Source organism: Synechococcus sp. 'PEA 65AY6A-5F PE A' (assembly GCF_047462575.1).
In the GTDB taxonomy this organism is placed as follows: domain Bacteria; phylum Cyanobacteriota; class Cyanobacteriia; order Thermostichales; family Thermostichaceae; genus Thermostichus.
Genome location: NZ_JAOALE010000014.1, coordinates 1 through 16686, shown reverse-complemented (window position 1 = coordinate 16686; position 16686 = coordinate 1). Strand labels below are relative to the sequence as shown.

The following is a 16686-nucleotide window of genomic DNA, read 5'->3' as shown; positions in this document are numbered from 1 at the left end:
GAGAGGGGAGCTAGGCAAATAGGGCTTCCAGTTTGTCGGCGATGGCGGCAACCCAGGCCCGCTCCTGGCGGCTGAAGCTGCGCGGCCTGTCGCTGCCCAAAATGAGGCATCCCCTCTGGCCGATGGGCTGGCAGAGAACTGCCTGGGATCCGGGGGGCAACAGGCCGTCGAACTCGGCGCGGGCGGGGAAAAATCTCAGATCCCCCAGGTAGAGGGGCTGACGTGTCTCCAATACCTGCTGCAGGGTGCCCTGAAGCTGCAGGGAGGGCAAGTGGCCGGGGCTGGCCAGGATCCCCCGCTGCAGCAGGGTGCGCCCCTCCACCCAGATCACCACGGTGCGGGCGGCGGTGGTGCTGAGCAGGGTGTGGGAAGCCCAGGCCAGCTCCAGTTTTTCCCTCTCGGACAGATCCGGGTGCCAGTCGCAACCTGGACTTCCCTGCAGGGGGGCAGCCTGGGGAGGACGCGGCTGGATCTGCTGCCACAGCAGGCCGGTCAAGATCAAAACAGCGCTGAGGAGGATCCCCAAGGCGTCGGAGCGGGACTGGCTGGCCAGCAACTCCGGCGTAAACAGCAGGCGATTGGCCAGCACAAGGACGCTGCCCAGAAGGCCGGTCACCAAAGGCAGCCGCCTCAGCCAGCGATTGGGATCCCGGGAAGCCGGAGTGGATTTAACCCTCAAAGCAGGCAGACGTCTCTCAGAGTGCCCAGTAAACCCAGTCTAGAGCTATCCAAGGCGTCAGAGGCGGCTCCAGATGCCGAGGCGCTCTTGGCGGGCTCTTTTTTGCAGGCCACCGAAGTAGCTGTCGTATTTGATGTTGTGGCTGTAGGGAGCGATGCGGGCCAGGCCGTTGCGCACCAGCATAGCGTTCATCTGCTGGCCCTCCAGCCAGACGTAGGCCTCCACCAAGCCGGTGGCATCCACATTGCGCAGCAGCTTATCCCCTTCCAGCTTGACGGTGCGGTGCAGGATGCGCTCCCGCATCAGCTCAATTGCTTGCTGGTAAAAGGGATCCTCCTCCGGGCTAAGACCTTGGATCCCGGCCAGGCGGATGAGGCGCAATTTCTGTTCCCCTTCGACCTGCACCACCAGCGTGTCACCGTTGACCACGCTCACCACCACTGCATCCGGGTAGCGATCAAAGTAGTGGTTGTCGAAGTAGAAGGGGGTATCGGGCACGACCCGCCGCTCCCCAAAGCCGTGGCCGGGCAGGGCCAAGAGCCATCCCAACACCGCAGAGCCAACAGCAATACGCCGGAACATGTCTTTCCCCCTTGCGGATAGCGGCTCCCCTCCCCCAGGGAGCGTTTGTCGGCAACACCTAAGGCGTAATGGTAGCGGCAACTGCCTGGAAGACAACTCCTTGCCAGGGATCCGATGGCCGGTTTGGGAGATGGGGATTCCTACTATGGGTGGGGGTTCTGGGCGAGAAACTCCCGATCCAAGGATAGGGGAGCAACCGGCTGGGTGAGCGTAAACTGACCGCTTACAATCCATTGTTTGAGGATCTCAGCAACTTGCATCGAGCGGCGCAGGCTGGCCAGGGGAGCGGTGCGCACCTTGCGGCCGTTGAGGGTGATGTGGCCGGATTTGAGCTGGGCATAGCTCACCAGGCCAAAGGTGGGGCGCACCCGCCGGGGGATGGAAAAGTCGATCACCGGCGCCACCAGCTCCTCATCCCGGATGGCGATGGGCTCCAGATCGGCGGGGGAAAGGATGGGGATGGGGATCCCAACCCCCAACATCAAGCTGGGGCCGTAGTTGCGGAAGTAGCAGCCCCGCACCCATTCGGCTTGCATCTGTTTGGCGTCGCCAATGAGGGCCAAGGTGGCGGCAGGGCCGATGGGGGTTTGGTTGGGCAGCCGTTTTTGCCGCGGGAAGTGTTGGGTGCCTTCCCAGGCGATGTAGCCGATGCCGCCCCCCAGAAAGATGCGGCTGCCGATCCCCACCCGGCGCAGGAGGGGGTCGTTGAGGAGGGGGGAGAGCTCACCTGGATTGGAATAGACGGCATTGCCCAGGTGCGGCTCCAGCAGGCCCAAATAGGTGTACAGGGGCCGATCCCCGCCGTTGACGCCGACAATGAAGTTTTGGTAGGCGTTGCGGGGGTTGAACAGGTAGAACTGGTTGAGCTGATCCCGCGTCAGGGTGGTCTCGTAGTCAGCGCGGGGATAGCAGTCGGTTACCTGGCCAACAGCCCGCAGGTGCACCCGCTTGCCGGCCACCAGATCGGCGATAACGTGGCCGCCCCCGTAGGGGTGATCGGCTTGCTCGCTGGGCTGGGCTGCCCCTAGGTAAAGATCCACGGCGCCAAAGCCGGCATAGGCGGGCACCCCATTTAGCCAAGCCTGGCGAATCTTGATCGGCGGATCCGTATGGCCCAGGTTGAGGATGGCCCCCGACGACTCCATCGGCTCAAAGGTGCCCGTGGTTACCACATCCACCTGCTCAAAGGCCTCCTCAAGGCTGAGGGTGGCCAGCTTGGCCTTGGCTTCCAGGGCCGTCCACACCCGCACCTGGCCTTTGGCAATGCGCCGGTTAATTTCTTCTAGAGTTCTTTCCATCGCCTTCAAAAGATGGCAAGGGTCTGGGTAGATCTCCCTCCCAGAGGGGCCACAGCGCCAATCAATATCAATAGCTTAGAGAGCCCAAAGGCGCTCGAGGGGGGAGGGTTGCCGTCGGCTGAGAGGGGGATCTTTCAGTACCCTTTCAGAGCTAGGTTGGGCATTTGCAGGGCGGCTTCCACCCGTTGCACCTGGGTTTTGAAGCTGCCATCCTGCTCCAGCCATATCTGCCTCAGGGCCGGGGGGATCACGTCCAGGCTAAACCGAGAGCTTTTGGGGCGAAATTGCACACAGGTGGAGGGACAGGCAAAGTAATCGACCCCCTGCCGGCGGCGGTGCAGGTCTTGGTGGATGTGGCCGAAGATCACCAGGCGAATGTGGTCGAACTCGTCCAAAACCTGAAACAGCCGCTCCGGCTGCTGCAGGGCACTCTGATCCAGCCAGTCGGAATCCACCGAGAAGGGGGGGTGATGCAGGGCCAAGAGAACATGGTTCTGGGCAGCCTGGCTGCGCTGCAGCTCCTGGCGGAGCCACAGCAAGGCGCCATCCGTTAGGTAGCCGCTGTCTTTGCCCGGCACCAGAGAGTTCAACAAAATAAAGCTCCAGTTCTCTCGGCTGAAGCTTTTCTCCCGGTGTACTCGCTCGGCGCAGAGCTCTGAGTTCATGTTATGAAGGCGATCGTGGTTTCCCGCCAGCCAATAGGTGTCGATGGGAAGAGCTCGCAGATGCTCCCGCAAACGGGCATAGGCGGCGGCGCTGCCATCCTGGGCGAGATCCCCGGTGAGCAGCAGCAGATCGGGCAAGGGATCCAAGGCGGCAATGGCCTTTTGCACCTGCAGGAAAGAGGTCTCCGTGTCCACCCCCAACAGCCGCTGGTGCGGCTTGGCAAACAGATGCAGGTCGCTGATCTGAACCACGTATACGGTCATAGACCAGACTGAAGGGGGATAGAAGCCCATCTCTGCAGATTTAAAACATTACCGTTTTAGCAGCAGATGTCTCGCCTGGGATCTGAAGAGCCAAATCGATCTCAATTGGTACAACCTTTATATGGATTGGGCATTGATGCAATTTCTGCAATCAGGCCTGCCTTGGCTGAGGCTTCCTAGAGCAGCTAAGATTCTCAAAAAATCTTGGAGAAAAGTCTTAAGAGACATTCAAAGAATGGCCCACATTCCTGAAGGCAGCCTGCACCTGCGGCCAGCGGGATTCTTGGGTGGAGGCAGTCAGAGTATAGAGGCGATGGTGGCGCACGGTTACCGTCACTACCTCGTGGCGGAGCTGGGATCCGATATCGGTTTGGTACTCAAACAGGTAGTAGGGCCGGCCTTGCCGCTCAAAAGCTTCGGCGGCCAACAGCTTGGTCGAGCGACCAGAGCCTTCCGGGGCGATGATCTTCTCCGCCACCAATTGCCCCACCTCGTCCGGGCCACCCAGATCGGCAATCGTCTCTCCCTTATCAAAGGGGGCAATCATCAGGCTGACGTTCTCCGTCTCGTAGACCAAGTCGCGCAGAAGCACCGCTGGCCCTTTCCCTGGCCCCAAGTTCACTGCCACCATGCCGTTGGGATAGGCAAAGGCAAAGGCTCCGCCAGGATCCCTGTAGGCGCGCAAGTTAGAGCCTGCGGAGCAGGCACCGGTGAGCAAGCTGAGGCAAACACAGAGCAGTAACAACACCCCAGAGAGCCGCTGTCCGAATCGGGCAAGATGCCCACCTTGTGCTGCTGACATGCCGGGATCCTCCGCTCAGATTGGTTACCCATCTCAATCATCCTAATATGGGCGCCTCCTCTCGAACCAGCGAAAAAAAGACCCTAGAAGTTCTTCAGCGGGATCCGTTCTGGTAGTGGCGGGAGCGCAACACCAGCACATCCGAGAGCTGGCGCAATTGACTCTGAACTTGGTCGAGCTGTTTTTTGTCCCGCACATCAATACAGAGATCGATCAGAGCCGTACGGTTGGCAAAGGTCTGCACCCTGGCATTGCGCACATTAATGCTCTGATCCGAAAGACGGGAAAGGATGTCCCGCAGCACGCCAACGCGGTCAATGACCTCCAGGCGCAGTTCCACAGGGTAGATCTGGGTGCTCTGCCGTAATTGCTCCTCGTTCCAGCGCACCGGCACCAGCCGCTCGCCCGGAACCTGAGCCACCCGCGGACAATCGCGATGATGAATGGTGATACCCTTGAAGCGGGTAACCACGCCCAGGATGGGATCCCCTGGCAGCGGGTTGCAACATTTGGCCAACTGGTGTTTCAGACCCTCCACCCCCAGGATGGGAGATTGGGATCGGCTGGAACCTCGGCTCCCATCGGCCCGCGGCAGCAGCAGCTTGGCTTCCTCAAGGGATCCCTCCTCTGGCGGGGGAGAGACTGCCGGCTTGCTCACCTCCTGCAGCCGATGGAGCACCTGCGTGGGGGTGACCTCTCCATAGCCCAGCGCCGCCAGCAGGTCGTCCACGCTGGTGTAGTTGAGCTTCTCGGCCACCTTTTGCATCCGCTCCGACTTGAGCAGCGCATCGAACCCCGTTTTGCCCAGCTCCCGCTCCAGCAAGTCCCGGCCCCGGGCGATGTTTTGCTCGCGATTGCAGCGCTTAAACCATTGGCGAATGCGGTTGCGGGCCGAGCTGGTGGCTACAAAATTGATCCAGTCCAGGCTGGGGTGGGCGTTCTTGTGGGTGATGATTTGGACAATGTCGCCATTGCGCAGGCGGGTATTCAAGGGCACGATCTTGTTGTTCACCCGCGCCCCGGCACAGTGATCCCCAATTTCAGAGTGAATGCGATAGGCAAAGTCCACCGGGCAGGATCCCTGGGGCAGGGCCAGCAAGTCTCCTTTGGGCGTAAAGACGTAAACCTCGCTCTCAAATAGGTTCTCGCGAATGGTGTCCAGGTATTCTTTGTCGTCCTTGAGGTCGTTTTGCCACTCCAACAGTTGCCGCAGCCAGGTAAAGCGCTCTTCCTCGGGCTTTACGGGGGTGCTGCCGGCTTCTTTGTACTTCCAGTGGGCGGCAATGCCGTATTCGGCCACGCGGTGCATCTCTTCGGTGCGGATCTGCACCTCCACCGGTCGGCCCTGTAGGCCGATCACAGCCGTATGCAAAGATTGGTAGCGGTTGGCCTTGGGCAAGCCAATGTAGTCTTTGAAACGACCCGGAATGGGGCGAAAACAGTTGTGAACGACCGCCAGCACCCGGTAGCATTCGCTCACGGTTTGCACGATAACCCGCACGGCCAGGAGATCGTAGATCTCGTGAAATTCTTTGCGCTGCTGCTGCATCTTGCGGTAGATGCCGTACAGGTGCTTGGGCCGCCCGCTAATCTCAAAGTGCTCTAGCCCCCCTTGAATGAGGTGCTTCCGCAGCTCTTCAATAAACGCTTGGATCTCTGCCTCTCGCTCGCTACGCTTGGCGTTGACCAGCTCTTGAATCTGGCGATAGGCTTCGTAGTCCAGGTACTTAAAGGCCAAGTCTTCCAGTTCCCACTTGAAATGCCAGATCCCCAGCCGGTTGGCCAAGGGGGCGAAGATCTCCATAGTTTCGGCTGCAATCTGTTTTTGCTTGTGGGGGGGCAGATATTGCAGCGTGCGCATGTTGTGCAAGCGATCCGCCAACTTGACCACAATGACCCGGATATCCTTGGCCATGGCCACAAACATGCGGCGGAAGTTTTCTGCTTGCTGCTCCGTTTTGCTGGAGAAATTAAACTGAGAAAGCTTGGTTACCCCCTCCACCAGCAGGCGAACCTCAGGGCCAAATTCGGCCTCTAGGGCCTCCAGGGTAACTTCCGTATCTTCGACAACATCGTGCAGAAGGCCAGCAGCTACGGTAACGGCGTCACCCCCCAACTCCCGCAACAGGCTGGCCACGGCCACCGGATGGGCGATGTAGGGATCCCCTGATTTCCGCTTTTGGCCCTTGTGCAAACAGTAGGCAAACTCGAAGGCCCGGCGCAGCAAATCTGCCTCTTCCGCCGTGTAGGATCGCAGCCCATCGCCGAGATCTTCAGCGCCTGAAAGCAAAGCCCGCAGCCATCCCGGCACCTCAAAATCCAGGCTATTTAGGTCAAAGCCTCCTTCTAAGCTGGTGGCAACAGCAGGCTGACCCATGGGAGTCCGCAAAAAGGATGGTTTAACTGCTACCTCTAGTATCGATCACTGGAGTTCCTTACAGCTTATCCTTGATTCAAGCCGCCTGCAGGCAGGTTGAAGAAAAAAGCTGCGCAATAAACCTGCCCCTAAGTGCAGGGAAAAGCTTAACGCTCTGCGCCTATCCTATCCCTCACTTTGCAGCATTCCGGAGCAAGATATACCAAAATCTAGTGGACTAGCCTCTTGCTGGAGGGCTAGCAGCTAGGGGGAGTTGCAAAGCTAGAGGCCCTAGCCATCCCTTGCGATAGTCGTTGAGAATTTGCCTTGCCGCTCGTTCGGCATCCCCTCGATACCGCCGCTCTGCGAGATCTTGCACTGCCACGCTGCCAGGGGGGATCGGGTCGGGCCAGCCGTAGCGCTGTTGCAGCAGGGCTTGGGCCTGGGGCTGCACCTGCAGCAGTTGATCCACGAAGTAGGCGGCCACCTGCTCAGGATCGTAGGCTGCGGCGCCGATGTCATCACAGATGGCCAGCAGGGAGGCTGCCTGTTGATCCGGCAGCGAAGGCGGGAGGATGCCCGGCGAGTCCAGCAAGTCCAACTCCCCTCCCAGCCGTACCCACTGCAGTTGCCGGGTTACCCCAGGGCGCGCGGCGCTCTCGACGGCTCGCCGTCCCAAAAGTCGATTCAACAAGGCAGACTTGCCCACATTGGGAAAGCCCACCACCACGGCCCGGACAGCCCGCGGCCGCATGCCCCGCCGTTGCCGCCGCTCGTTTACCGCTTGCCCCATCTGTAAGATGGCTTGCTTGAGGCGGGGCACCCCTTCTCCCGATTGGCCGTTGGTGGGATAGACCGGGATCCCTTGCTGCGAAAAATGCTCCTGCCACGCTTTGAGATCCCTTGCCGCAATGGAATCGGCTCGGTTAAGCGCCAAGAGGCGAGGTTTTTCCCCCAGCCACTTGTCCAGCTCAGGGTGACGGCTGGCCAGCGGGATCCGCGCGTCCACCACTTCAATTGCCACGTCCACCAGCCGCAATTGTTCCCGCAACTGGCCAATGGCCTTGGCCACATGGCCGGGATACCACTGGATGGGCGGAGAGCTCATGCCGCCAAAACCTTGGAAAAGCTCGACGGCTACCCAAACAAGGACAGGATCTACTTTAGCCTGCCCAGCCCGCTCCTTCCCAATCCCAGAGCGAGTAAAAAATAATACAGTATAGGTGTGACTAGGATCCCTTGCCAGGACAAGCTAACGTTAAGGGATGTAACAACGAAGGAGAGACAATGGTCAAGCGGGTGCGGTTGGATCCCATTGCTCAGGTGTCGGAAGTGGCCACCAACAGCAACTTGCTCTCGGTGCTGTTGCGGGAAGAGCTGAATGTCTTGAAAGAGTGCGGCGGGCGCGGCCTCTGCGCCACCTGTCATGTGTATGTAAAAGAGGGGATGGAATCGCTCTCGGCCATGACCCCCCGGGAGCAGCGCACCTTGGAGGTGATCACCACTCGTAAGACCAATTCCCGCCTAGCTTGTCAAGCGCGGGTTCTGGGGGAAGGGGTGGTGGTGGAGTTGCCGGTGGGGATGTACATCAACGCTTTTAAGGATATCGAGGTGTTGATTGGGCGGCGGGCGGAGCAGCCCCTTTTGCACCCAGTAACTGGCGCCGTTTTGGTGCAAGCGGGCAAGCTGATTACGCGCTCGGTGCTGGAGTCGGTGAAGAATTTGGATCTGGATATCCAAGAGGCCTTGGCCCTCAGCAGCCGAGATTTTTAGCCATTTGAGGGAAGCTCTTCGCGCTAGTTCAGCTAGAAACCGCAGCAGCCCCGCACCGTACCCCCCTCAATCCCCCCGCCCCCCTGCGCCCCGTATACGGGGGGTTGGGGGGAAGGGGGGCGGTCGGAGCCGGGTAGTTTACTCTGCTAGCAAGTCCTTATGAACCCTGTGTTTCTTGGGATCGACCTGGGTACTTCGGGGATGCGGGTGGTGGCCCTCTCGGAGGCAGGCGAGATAGTGGGCAAAAGCGAGCGCTCCTGGGATCCACCGGAAACCAACCCGGGCCGCTGGCTGCGCACCCTGAAGACGCTGCTGGCACACCTGAAGACCCAACTGGGGGATCGCTACGCCATCGTTGCCCTCAGTGCCTGTAGCACCTCTGGCACGGTTTTGCCGGTAGACGGGCGGGGCATGCCGCTGGATCAGGCCTGGCTGTATTCCGACCTGCGGGGACAGGCCCAGGCCCGGCGCTTGGGGATCCCGGCCAGTTGGGGGCTCAGCCGCTGGCTGTGGTGGGCAGAAGCCCATCCCGACCGCTACCGGGACAGCTACTTGGCCCACCCGGCGGACTTTCTCCTAAGCCAACTGGGAGGCCGCCGGCGGGTAACCGATCACACCCATGCCCTAAAAAGCGGCTTCGACCTGGAAACCTACACGTGGCCGCGGGAGTGGCTGTCTCGCCATGGCCTCGACCCCAAGCGCTTTCCTGAGGTGGTGGCGCCAGGAACGGTTCTGGGAACGGTGCGGGCGGAGTGGGAGCTGGGGCCAGAGGTGCTGATTGCTGCCGGGATCACCGATGGCTGCGCCGGACAGTTGGCCGCAGGGGCTACTCGCTTGGGGCAGGTTGCCACCAGCCTGGGCACAACCCTCATCTTCAAGGCCAACAGTGCTGTTCGCGTGAGCGGGACGGAGTCCTATCCCGTGCAAACGCAAAGCCTCTACTCCCATCTGCACCCCGACCGAACCAGTTGGTGGCCAGGAGCAGCCTCCTTCTGCGGCGGCGGGGTCTTGCCCCACTTCTTCCCCGGCGGCAACTTTGCTGCCCTGGATCGGCAGGCGGAAGCCCATCTGCCCACGGGCTTGGTCAGCTATCCCCTCTGCCGACCCGGCGAGCGTTTTCCCATCCTGGATAGTGAATTTGCCGGCTTCTTGCCCCAGGCGGAAGTGGGATCCCCTCGCTTCTATGCAGCTCTCTTGGAAGGGGTGGCAATGGTGGAGCGGCTGGGGCTGGAGACCTTGGCCGCCCACGGGATCCCCATAGAGGGAACGCTGTTGACCACCGGCGGCGGCTGCAAAAGCCCTCTGTGGCTGCGCCTGCGCGCCAGCCTCCTTGCCCGCCCCTTAGCAGTGGTCAAGCACCCCGAGGCCGCCGTAGGGGCAGCTGTCCTGGCCGCCTCGGCCTATTGGTGCTGCTCGGTGCAGCAGGCTGCCGATCGGCTGGTGCAGGTGGAACGCCTCATCCAGCCCGATCCCGAGTGGGTCAAGGCCTATACCGAGATCTACTCGGAGTTCCTTAGCCGCCTTCCTAATTTCTGGAGATTCCCTGAAGGGAGAGCCACTAACCCGCTACTCACTGGGTAGCAGGTTTTCTTTTGTTTCCAATTTCTAGGGATCCTCCCGAAGGGGGAACCTGAAAGTGTTCGTGGGCTGCCCCGTTCAGTTTCGCCTGAAGTTTCCAATTTCTAGGGATCCCCCCGAAGGGGGAACAAGTACCACAGCTGTCTGGGCTGGTTGTTGAAGGAAACGTTTCCAATTTCTAGGGATCCCCCCGAAGGGGGAACACCATGCTACACGGTGGGTTGGAATCTTTGACCCTCGTGTGTTTCCAATTTCTAGGGATCCCCCCGAAGGGGGAACTCTACCCTTATTAAACCCAAGCGGGGCAAGGAATGCAAGGCCTATTTGCGAGGGGGTCGGTTGAAGAGGGCAAAAAAAGGCCTTGCAGAGGAGGGGTGAGAGGCCTGAAAGCCTTGTGGCGCAAGGCATCGAGCGGGTCAACGAAAAAATCGGCTTTTGCGGGTTTTGGCGAGGCGCTCGCAAAAGCGTTGATACCGTTTTTATGTGCTTTTGGCAACATGGCTAGGATCGGGATCCCTGGCAAGTCCGAGCTAGGGGCTAATTGCGCAGGCGACCGGAGCGGAGGATGCTGAGGATGAGCCACAGTCCCAAGAGGCTGGCGGCGCCAAAAAGCAGCTCGCTCAGCCAGAAGACCTGGAAGCGCTGGGTTTGCGCCGAGATGATGGCGGCGCCGATAATCAGGGATCCGACCAGGATGCTGTAGGAGAGGCGGTTGGCCGACTGATCCAGGCTGATGCGGAGGTCTTCCAGCTCTTGGATGGTGAGGTTCCAGCGTTGGGTTTCCGAGGTGATGCGGCTAAGCAGCACTTCCAATTGCCGCGGCGACTGCAGCGAGAGGTTTTTCAGGTCCAAGGCTGTGCGCAGCAGCGAGGGTAGGGGAGCTTCCCCCAGCAACTGCTGCCGAAACACGTCCGCCATCAGGGGGCGAATTTGCTCCGGCAGATTGTAGTCTGGGGTGAGCTGGCGGGCGATCCCTTCCAGATTGGCCAGGGCCTTGGCGCACAGCCCCAGGTTGCCGGGGATGCGGATCTGGTTGCGCCGCGCTGCTTGCAGGATCTCGGAGAAAAGCTGGCTAAAATCCAGCTCGGCCACAGTTAGGGTGTAGTACTGCCGCAAAAGACGCTCGTATTCCCGCTGCAACTGGGCCAGGCTGACGGCGGGATCCCGCAAGCGGCCCCTGGGGCTTTCCGGCAGGGCCAGCTCCAGGGTGAGTTCGGCACAGCGCTGGGCATCCAGGCTGACGATGGCCAAAATCAGCTCCAGCACAATCTGCTGCGTGCGCGGATCCAGCCGCCCAATCATGCCGCAGTCCAAGAGGGCTACGCGACCGGATCCCAAATAGAACAAGTTGCCGGGGTGGGGATCGGCGTGGAAGTAGCCGTCGATGCAGATCTGCTGGAAAAAGGCGCGGGTGAGCAGGCGGGCAAGCTGCTGCGGCTCGGCGTCGCTGCGATCCGCCTCCAGGAGTGGCTTTCCTTCGATCCACTCCAGGGTCAGCACCTTGGGGGTGGTAAGAGCCCAATAGACGCGCGGCACCACCAGTTGGTTGGGATCAAACCAACGGCCAGCCTGCAGGCGTTGCCGCAGCTGCTCCGTGTGGCGGGCTTCCTGGGTAAAGTCCAGCTCCGCCTGAATGGCCCGGCAAAACTCATCCGCCAAGGCCACCACGTCTGCCAGCCGGCCAAATTCTGTTTGCGCCACCAATTCAGCAATGCTGCGGATGAGCCTTGTATCCCGCTCTACTATTGCCTCCACGCCGGGCCGCTGGATCTTGAGGGCCACCGCTTCGCCGCTGACGAGATGGGCGCGATGGACCTGGGCAATGGATCCCGCCGCCACCGCTTCCGTGTCGAGGCTGCTGAATACCTGTTCCAGCGGCTTTCGCAACTGCTGGCGCAGCAGGATCTCCACCGCGTTCCAGGGCACGGGGGGCACATTGCTCTGCAGGGTGCTGAGGGCCTCGATATACTCCCGCGGCAGCAGGTCGGGGCGGGTGCTCAGCAACTGGCCCAGCTTCACATAGACCGGCCCCAGATCCACCAGGATGTTGCGCAGCACCAGGGGTGGTGGCAGTTGCGGCTCTTCCGCCTTGCCCAAAGAGAGCAAGCGCCGCATGTAGTCCCAGCCGTGGCGCAGGACTACTTCTAGGATCTCCGCCTGACGGGCGCTATTCTGGGCCAGCCGCGCAAAGACCACCTCTTTCCTCTCCTCTTCCGGGCTTGCCTAGGAAGGCTTAGAAAAAGGGCACGGGAGCCACCCGGCGGGTTCCATCCCAGCCGCTGGCTAGCCCTTCTCGCAAGACCCGCAGCACCTCGTCGGTGCTGGCGTTGGGCTCGGCAAAGGAGAAGAGGTGCTTATAGCGCAGCCTCCCTTCGCGATCCACGATGAACTGGCCTGGCAGGGGCGCCCCCAGGGCTTGGCCGACGCCGTAGAGCCGAAAGGTTTTGCACTCCGGATCCACCAGCAGCGGATAGGGCAGTTCCAGGTCGGCTTGGATCTGTTGGCTTTGCACCGGGTCGGTGCTGGTAACCATCAGCAGCTCTGCTCCCAGAGCCCGGATCTCCTCGTAGCGGGCCTTCAGCTCCTGGATGTGGGGGTAGCAGAAGGGGCAGAAGAGCTTTTCTGTAAAGATGCGGGTAAAGGCCAGAACCACCGGCTTTTGGCCGCGGTAGTCCGACAGGCGCACGGGATCCCCGTGCACATTGGGCAGCTCAAAGTCAGGGGCCAGCTCGCCAATCTGCAGAGGGCTGTTGGCCGGCTGGGGGATGAAGTTGTCGAAAAAGCGACGGTTGAACAGGCTGCTGTTGCTGGTCATTGCCATTTTTTACGTTTCTTTACTACCTGCCACCAGCCTAACCCAAAGCCTCGGCCACTGCCTTTAGCCGTCGCAGTTGTGCCCGCATGTCGTGCCGGGTCAGCTCCGCTGCCACCAGATAGAACCCTGCCGCCACCCAAGGGTTGGGGATGCAAAACTCAAAGCGGTTTACCAATAGCGTTCCCAGCGGCTGGGGGCAACATTCCCAGCGGTCGGTGCCCTGAAAAAAACCCTCAAACTGCCACTGCACCAGGCCCTCGGCCCGCTCGGCGATCACGCAGTCTAGGCTGGGGGAAACCAGCGGCAGGCGCAGGAAAAAGCGGTAGCGGCTGCCCAGTTGCCCAGTGGGGGATCCCAGCGCCTCACAGCCCAACAGGGGGTTGAGCCAGCGCCGCATCAGCGCTGGATCGATTAGACAGCGCTCCACCTGGGCCACGCCAGCGGCAATTTCAATCGCTTGAGTATAGACGGGCATGCTCTAGGGAGCGGCTGCAGCGGCAGGCTGCGCTTCGCCGCCAGGGACGACGGTACTCAGCAAAATCAGGATATCGCGATACTCCACCTGATCCGGCCCGCGGCGGGGGGATCCCACTTGGATGACCGCCTGCTGGGGCGGCCTGTCGGGGCGAGGGGGAGACTCGAACACCAGTGTGCGGATGCCGCCGGCCTGCTCGAGATCGGAGAGGAGATCCCAGCCCCGGCCCCAGAGGGTGCGGCGGTAGTAGGCGGCGATCTCCGAGAGAGGTTGAGAGGTCTGCAAAATCAGGGAGGCAAGCCCTCCTTCCTGATCCCAAATTTGCCCCGAAGAGATGACGGTGGCGTCGGGCAAGCGCAACTGGTGCGGGAAGTGGGGAGGGAGAGCGCGGGTATCGCCCACGGAAGCCTCAAAATGGGTGCCATCTTCGCCGATGTGGCGCAGCACCGGATCCGGGGGGGCAGCTTCGGAAGGAGATGCGTCTGGCCAAGGGCGACAGGCAGCCAACAACGCTAGCGACAGCCAAGCCAGAAGTTGCACCTGACCTGGGCAAAAATGTCCTCTCATCGCATAGCCAGGGATCCCTCAGTGGGTTATAGCGGATCCCCATTCCTCCCCACAACCCGTTAGCAGGGATAGCAGGACCCCTCGAGCTGCACAAGCGGCAACTGCACAGCCTAAGATAGGTTCTGGAGAGGTGTCCGAGTGGTTTAAGGAAGCAGTCTTGAAAACTGTCGTGGCGCAAGCCACCGTGGGTTCGAATCCCACCCTCTCCGTCAAATCAAGTTTGCCGCAGGGAGACCATCCAGACCTAGCTGGATTCCCTTGTCTCAGTTCCCAGAGGTTTGTTTTCAGAGGCAGCCGGCCAGAGGCCGCGGCAGCTAGGATCCACTCTCAGCAGGATGAGGATCCTCTTTTTTTGGGGGTTCTCGAGGAGAAGATTTTTGGCTCCACTGGAGTTGTCGCAGGATCCCGCGTAACAGGGCCACCTCGGACACGGTCAGGCCGGCGCGGTGAAAGAGGGCGCGCAGCTTGAGCATCTTGCGGCGAGCGGTGTGGGGGTGCAGGTAGCCAATTTGCAGCAACAGCGCCTCCAGGTGGCCGAAAAAACCCTCCAGCAGCTCGAAGGGAGCCGGCTTTGAGATCCCAGAGCTGGTCACTGGCGGGGGAAGATTCTGGCAGAGGAGGGTGCGCAGCTCGTAGCAACAGATGCCCACTGCCTGGGCCAAGTTCAGGGAAGGGTAGGCCGGATCGGTGGGGATCTGGATCTGGCGATGGCAGAGGGCCAGCTCTTCGTTGCTCAAGCCCCGATCTTCAGGGCCAAACACCAGAGCGGCAGGGCCGGCAGCCAGCAGCTCCGGGAAAGCCTGGCGGGGAGACTGAATTTGCCATTCGGGCGGGTAGGGCTCGCGGCGGCCTGCTGTCCCGAATACCTGCACACATCCCTGAAGGGCCTCGGCTAAGGTTGGCACCTGCCGGGCTTGGCGGAGCAAGTCCGTCGCATGCACGGCCATGGTGACTGCTTCTGCGTCGAGGGGATCGCATTGGGGATCCACCAACACCCACTGCTGCAGGCCCATGTTTTTCATCACGCGGGCAATGGCCCCGAGATTGCGCGGCCCTGCTGGCCGCACTAACACAAGGCGTACCTGCGCCAATCGCTCCTGAGCCCAGTTGGACGATGCCGGCATTGCTCAGAAATCGCAGATAGGGATCCCCTAAAGTAGAGGAGTTAGATCTTGTCATAGATTGCGCCGATGGGATCCGCCTACCGCCGTTGGCTGAGTTGGATGTGCCTATTGCTGCTGGGGTGCTGCTGGGGATCCCCAGCCTTGGCTGCCCATTCGTCGCTCTCCCCAGCAGCAGAGCCGACTCAGGTGTCGCCCCAGCTCGTTCGCGATAGCGGTGCGGAGCACTTTTCTCTGGCCGAGGCGCGACAGCGGCTGGAAGCCATTGCCGAGGCCATGCGCTCGATCCGCCTGTGCAGCCGCCCCAACTGCCGTTACCGCGATATCTCCGTCGAGGTTCGACCCATAGCAGGAGCCGAGCCGCCGGAGTACGAGGGCCGCATCGACGCCGCCATCGACCGCCCCTCCGGTAGCTTGGACAGGGCCCACTACCGGCTGCGATTTCGGGGGGGGCGTTGGCAGTTGTTGGGGGGGGAAGAGGTTTCCGATGTCTCCTCGTTTTTCTTTGAGGGAGATACTTACGAGGTGTTCAGCGCCTACGGCAGTCGCAAAGGCAAATTGGCAGACGCCAGCAGCAGCCTGCGCGTTGGCTATCGGGAACTCTACTATCGCGTTTTCGACCGGGGCCAAGAGCGTTGGCCATAGAGACCTATGAGAGAACAACAACACACCTTGGCCAGCTCTATTTCCCTAGAGGGGGTGGGCCTGCACACCGGCCTGCCGGTTCGCTGTAGCCTGCATCCGGCCCCTGCCAGCAGCGGTCGAGTCTTTGTGCGGGTGGATCAGCCGGGCTCCCCTCCCATCCCCGCTCGGTTGGGATCCCTGGCCCCTGCCGCTCTCTGCACCCGTCTACAGCAGGGATCCCCCCCTGTCCAGGTGCAGACGGTGGAACACTTGTTGGCCGCTCTTTACGTGCTGGGCATCGACAACTGCCGCATCGAGGTGGAGGGGCCGGAGCTGCCGATTCTGGATGGCTCCGCCCTGCCCTTTGTGGAGGCCGTTGCCCAAGCCGGGATCCTGGCCCAGGAGCAGCCGGCCCTGCTGGGGGTGATCCAGGAGCCGGTCACGGTCTGGGCAGGGGAAGCCTTTGTCAGCGCCGTGCCCTACCCCGGGTTTCGCTTTACCTATGGCATCGATTTTGCCGACTGCCCTATCGGCCAACAGTGGCTGAGCTGGCGGGAGAACAGGGCGGACTTTGTCCAATCCATTGCCCCGGCCCGCACCTTCGCCCGCCAACAGGATGCGGAGCTGGCCCGCCAACAGGGGCTGATTCAGGGGGGCAGCTTGGAAAATGCTATCGTCTGCAGCAAAACCGAGTGGTTGGGGCCGTTGCGCTTCCCGGATGAGCCAGTGCGCCATAAGCTGGTAGATTTACTAGGAGATCTCAGCTTGTTGGGCTGCCGCTTGCAGGGGCACATTGTGGCCTACAAGGCGGGCCACGCCCTCCACCACCGTTTGGCTGAGCAGTTGCTCAAGAGTGGATCCCTGCAGGTGGAGCCAGCTCAAGAGCAAGCAAGGGATCCCCTTTGCCTCGGTGGGGTGGAATCTCGCTCTTCGTTTTGAGGGGGATCCCGGCTGCTGGGATGGGTGAAAAGTTCCTGGCCTGCTGCAATTTCTCTGTGCGGCCTTGCTTTGGGTTCAATGCCCGCCCATGCGGGCTTTAGCTAATCCGCCGTTCGCGCTAGCGGGACGTAGTCCTGGAAGCCCCGCT

General features: G+C 61.2%; 16 protein-coding genes and 1 tRNA gene. 5 read left to right on the top strand and 12 right to left on the bottom strand.

Annotated features, from left to right (window positions below):
* Positions 1–10: 10 nt before the first annotated feature.
* The 7 genes from GG26_RS06525 to ylqF form a co-directional block, all read right to left on the bottom strand.
* Positions 11–679: a cofactor assembly of complex C subunit B gene (locus tag GG26_RS06525; protein ID WP_011430759.1), complete on the bottom strand. Its 669-nt coding sequence runs from the start codon at positions 677–679 to the stop codon at positions 11–13.
* A 57-nt stretch (positions 680–736) separates the two neighbouring features.
* Complete coding sequence (locus GG26_RS06520) at positions 737–1261, bottom strand: thermonuclease family protein (protein ID WP_011430760.1); 525 nt, start codon at positions 1259–1261, stop codon at positions 737–739.
* 143 nt (positions 1262–1404) lie between these two features.
* Complete coding sequence (locus GG26_RS06515) at positions 1405–2559, bottom strand: homocysteine biosynthesis protein (RefSeq protein ID WP_011430761.1); 1155 nt, start codon at positions 2557–2559, stop codon at positions 1405–1407.
* Between the two features lie 134 nt (positions 2560–2693).
* Complete coding sequence (gene cpdA, locus GG26_RS06510) at positions 2694–3488, bottom strand: 3',5'-cyclic-AMP phosphodiesterase (protein ID WP_041438436.1); 795 nt, start codon at positions 3486–3488, stop codon at positions 2694–2696.
* A 217-nt stretch (positions 3489–3705) separates the two neighbouring features.
* Positions 3706–4290 carry a photosystem II reaction center PsbP gene (gene psbP, locus GG26_RS06505; protein ID WP_071813523.1) on the bottom strand — a complete coding sequence of 195 codons (585 nt, stop codon included), beginning with the start codon at positions 4288–4290 and terminating at the stop codon, positions 3706–3708.
* A 94-nt stretch (positions 4291–4384) separates the two neighbouring features.
* Positions 4385–6667: a RelA/SpoT family protein gene (locus tag GG26_RS06500; RefSeq protein WP_099813048.1), complete on the bottom strand. Its 2283-nt coding sequence runs from the start codon at positions 6665–6667 to the stop codon at positions 4385–4387.
* A 217-nt stretch (positions 6668–6884) separates the two neighbouring features.
* Positions 6885–7754 (bottom strand): ribosome biogenesis GTPase YlqF, encoded by an 870-nt coding sequence (ylqF, locus tag GG26_RS06495; protein ID WP_099813047.1) that lies wholly within the window; start codon positions 7752–7754, stop codon positions 6885–6887.
* A gap of 179 nt (positions 7755–7933) precedes the next feature.
* Here ylqF and GG26_RS06490 point away from each other — a divergent pair, with 179 nt between their 5' ends.
* Positions 7934–8419 (top strand): 2Fe-2S iron-sulfur cluster-binding protein, encoded by a 486-nt coding sequence (locus GG26_RS06490; RefSeq protein WP_099813046.1) that lies wholly within the window; start codon positions 7934–7936, stop codon positions 8417–8419.
* 159 nt (positions 8420–8578) lie between these two features.
* Positions 8579–10000, top strand: coding sequence for an FGGY-family carbohydrate kinase (locus GG26_RS06485; RefSeq protein ID WP_414389498.1), 1422 nt, complete (start codon positions 8579–8581; stop codon positions 9998–10000).
* Positions 10001–10534: 534 nt separating this feature from the next.
* On the opposite strand, the gene GG26_RS06480 is transcribed toward GG26_RS06485, so the two are convergent.
* From GG26_RS06480 to GG26_RS06465, 4 genes are read right to left on the bottom strand one after another with little or no spacing between them, the layout of a single operon-like run.
* Entirely contained in the window at positions 10535–12193 is a 1659-nt protein-coding gene (locus tag GG26_RS06480) for an ABC1 kinase family protein (protein WP_011430768.1), read from the bottom strand.
* A gap of 37 nt (positions 12194–12230) precedes the next feature.
* Positions 12231–12812: a peroxiredoxin family protein gene (locus GG26_RS06475; RefSeq protein WP_011430769.1), complete on the bottom strand. Its 582-nt coding sequence runs from the start codon at positions 12810–12812 to the stop codon at positions 12231–12233.
* A 37-nt stretch (positions 12813–12849) separates the two neighbouring features.
* Positions 12850–13287, bottom strand: coding sequence for an SRPBCC family protein (locus GG26_RS06470; protein ID WP_099813044.1), 438 nt, complete (start codon positions 13285–13287; stop codon positions 12850–12852).
* Positions 13288–13290: 3 nt separating this feature from the next.
* Complete coding sequence (locus GG26_RS06465) at positions 13291–13854, bottom strand: hypothetical protein (RefSeq protein ID WP_011430771.1); 564 nt, start codon at positions 13852–13854, stop codon at positions 13291–13293.
* 124 nt (positions 13855–13978) lie between these two features.
* Here GG26_RS06465 and GG26_RS06460 point away from each other — a divergent pair.
* Positions 13979–14063: transfer RNA gene (locus tag GG26_RS06460), tRNA-Ser, on the top strand.
* A gap of 105 nt (positions 14064–14168) precedes the next feature.
* On the opposite strand, the gene GG26_RS06455 is transcribed toward GG26_RS06460, so the two are convergent.
* Positions 14169–14978 carry an RNA methyltransferase gene (locus tag GG26_RS06455; RefSeq protein ID WP_414389494.1) on the bottom strand — a complete coding sequence of 270 codons (810 nt, stop codon included), beginning with the start codon at positions 14976–14978 and terminating at the stop codon, positions 14169–14171.
* Positions 14979–15044: 66 nt separating this feature from the next.
* Here GG26_RS06455 and GG26_RS06450 point away from each other — a divergent pair, with 66 nt between their 5' ends.
* Together GG26_RS06450 and lpxC are read left to right on the top strand one after the other, a co-directional pair.
* A complete protein-coding gene (locus GG26_RS06450; RefSeq protein WP_011430773.1) occupies positions 15045–15620 on the top strand; it encodes a hypothetical protein in 576 nt (191 codons plus the stop codon).
* Between the two features lie 6 nt (positions 15621–15626).
* Entirely contained in the window at positions 15627–16538 is a 912-nt protein-coding gene (gene lpxC / locus GG26_RS06445; RefSeq protein WP_414389492.1) for a UDP-3-O-acyl-N-acetylglucosamine deacetylase, read from the top strand.
* Positions 16539–16686: the final 148 nt, after the last annotated feature.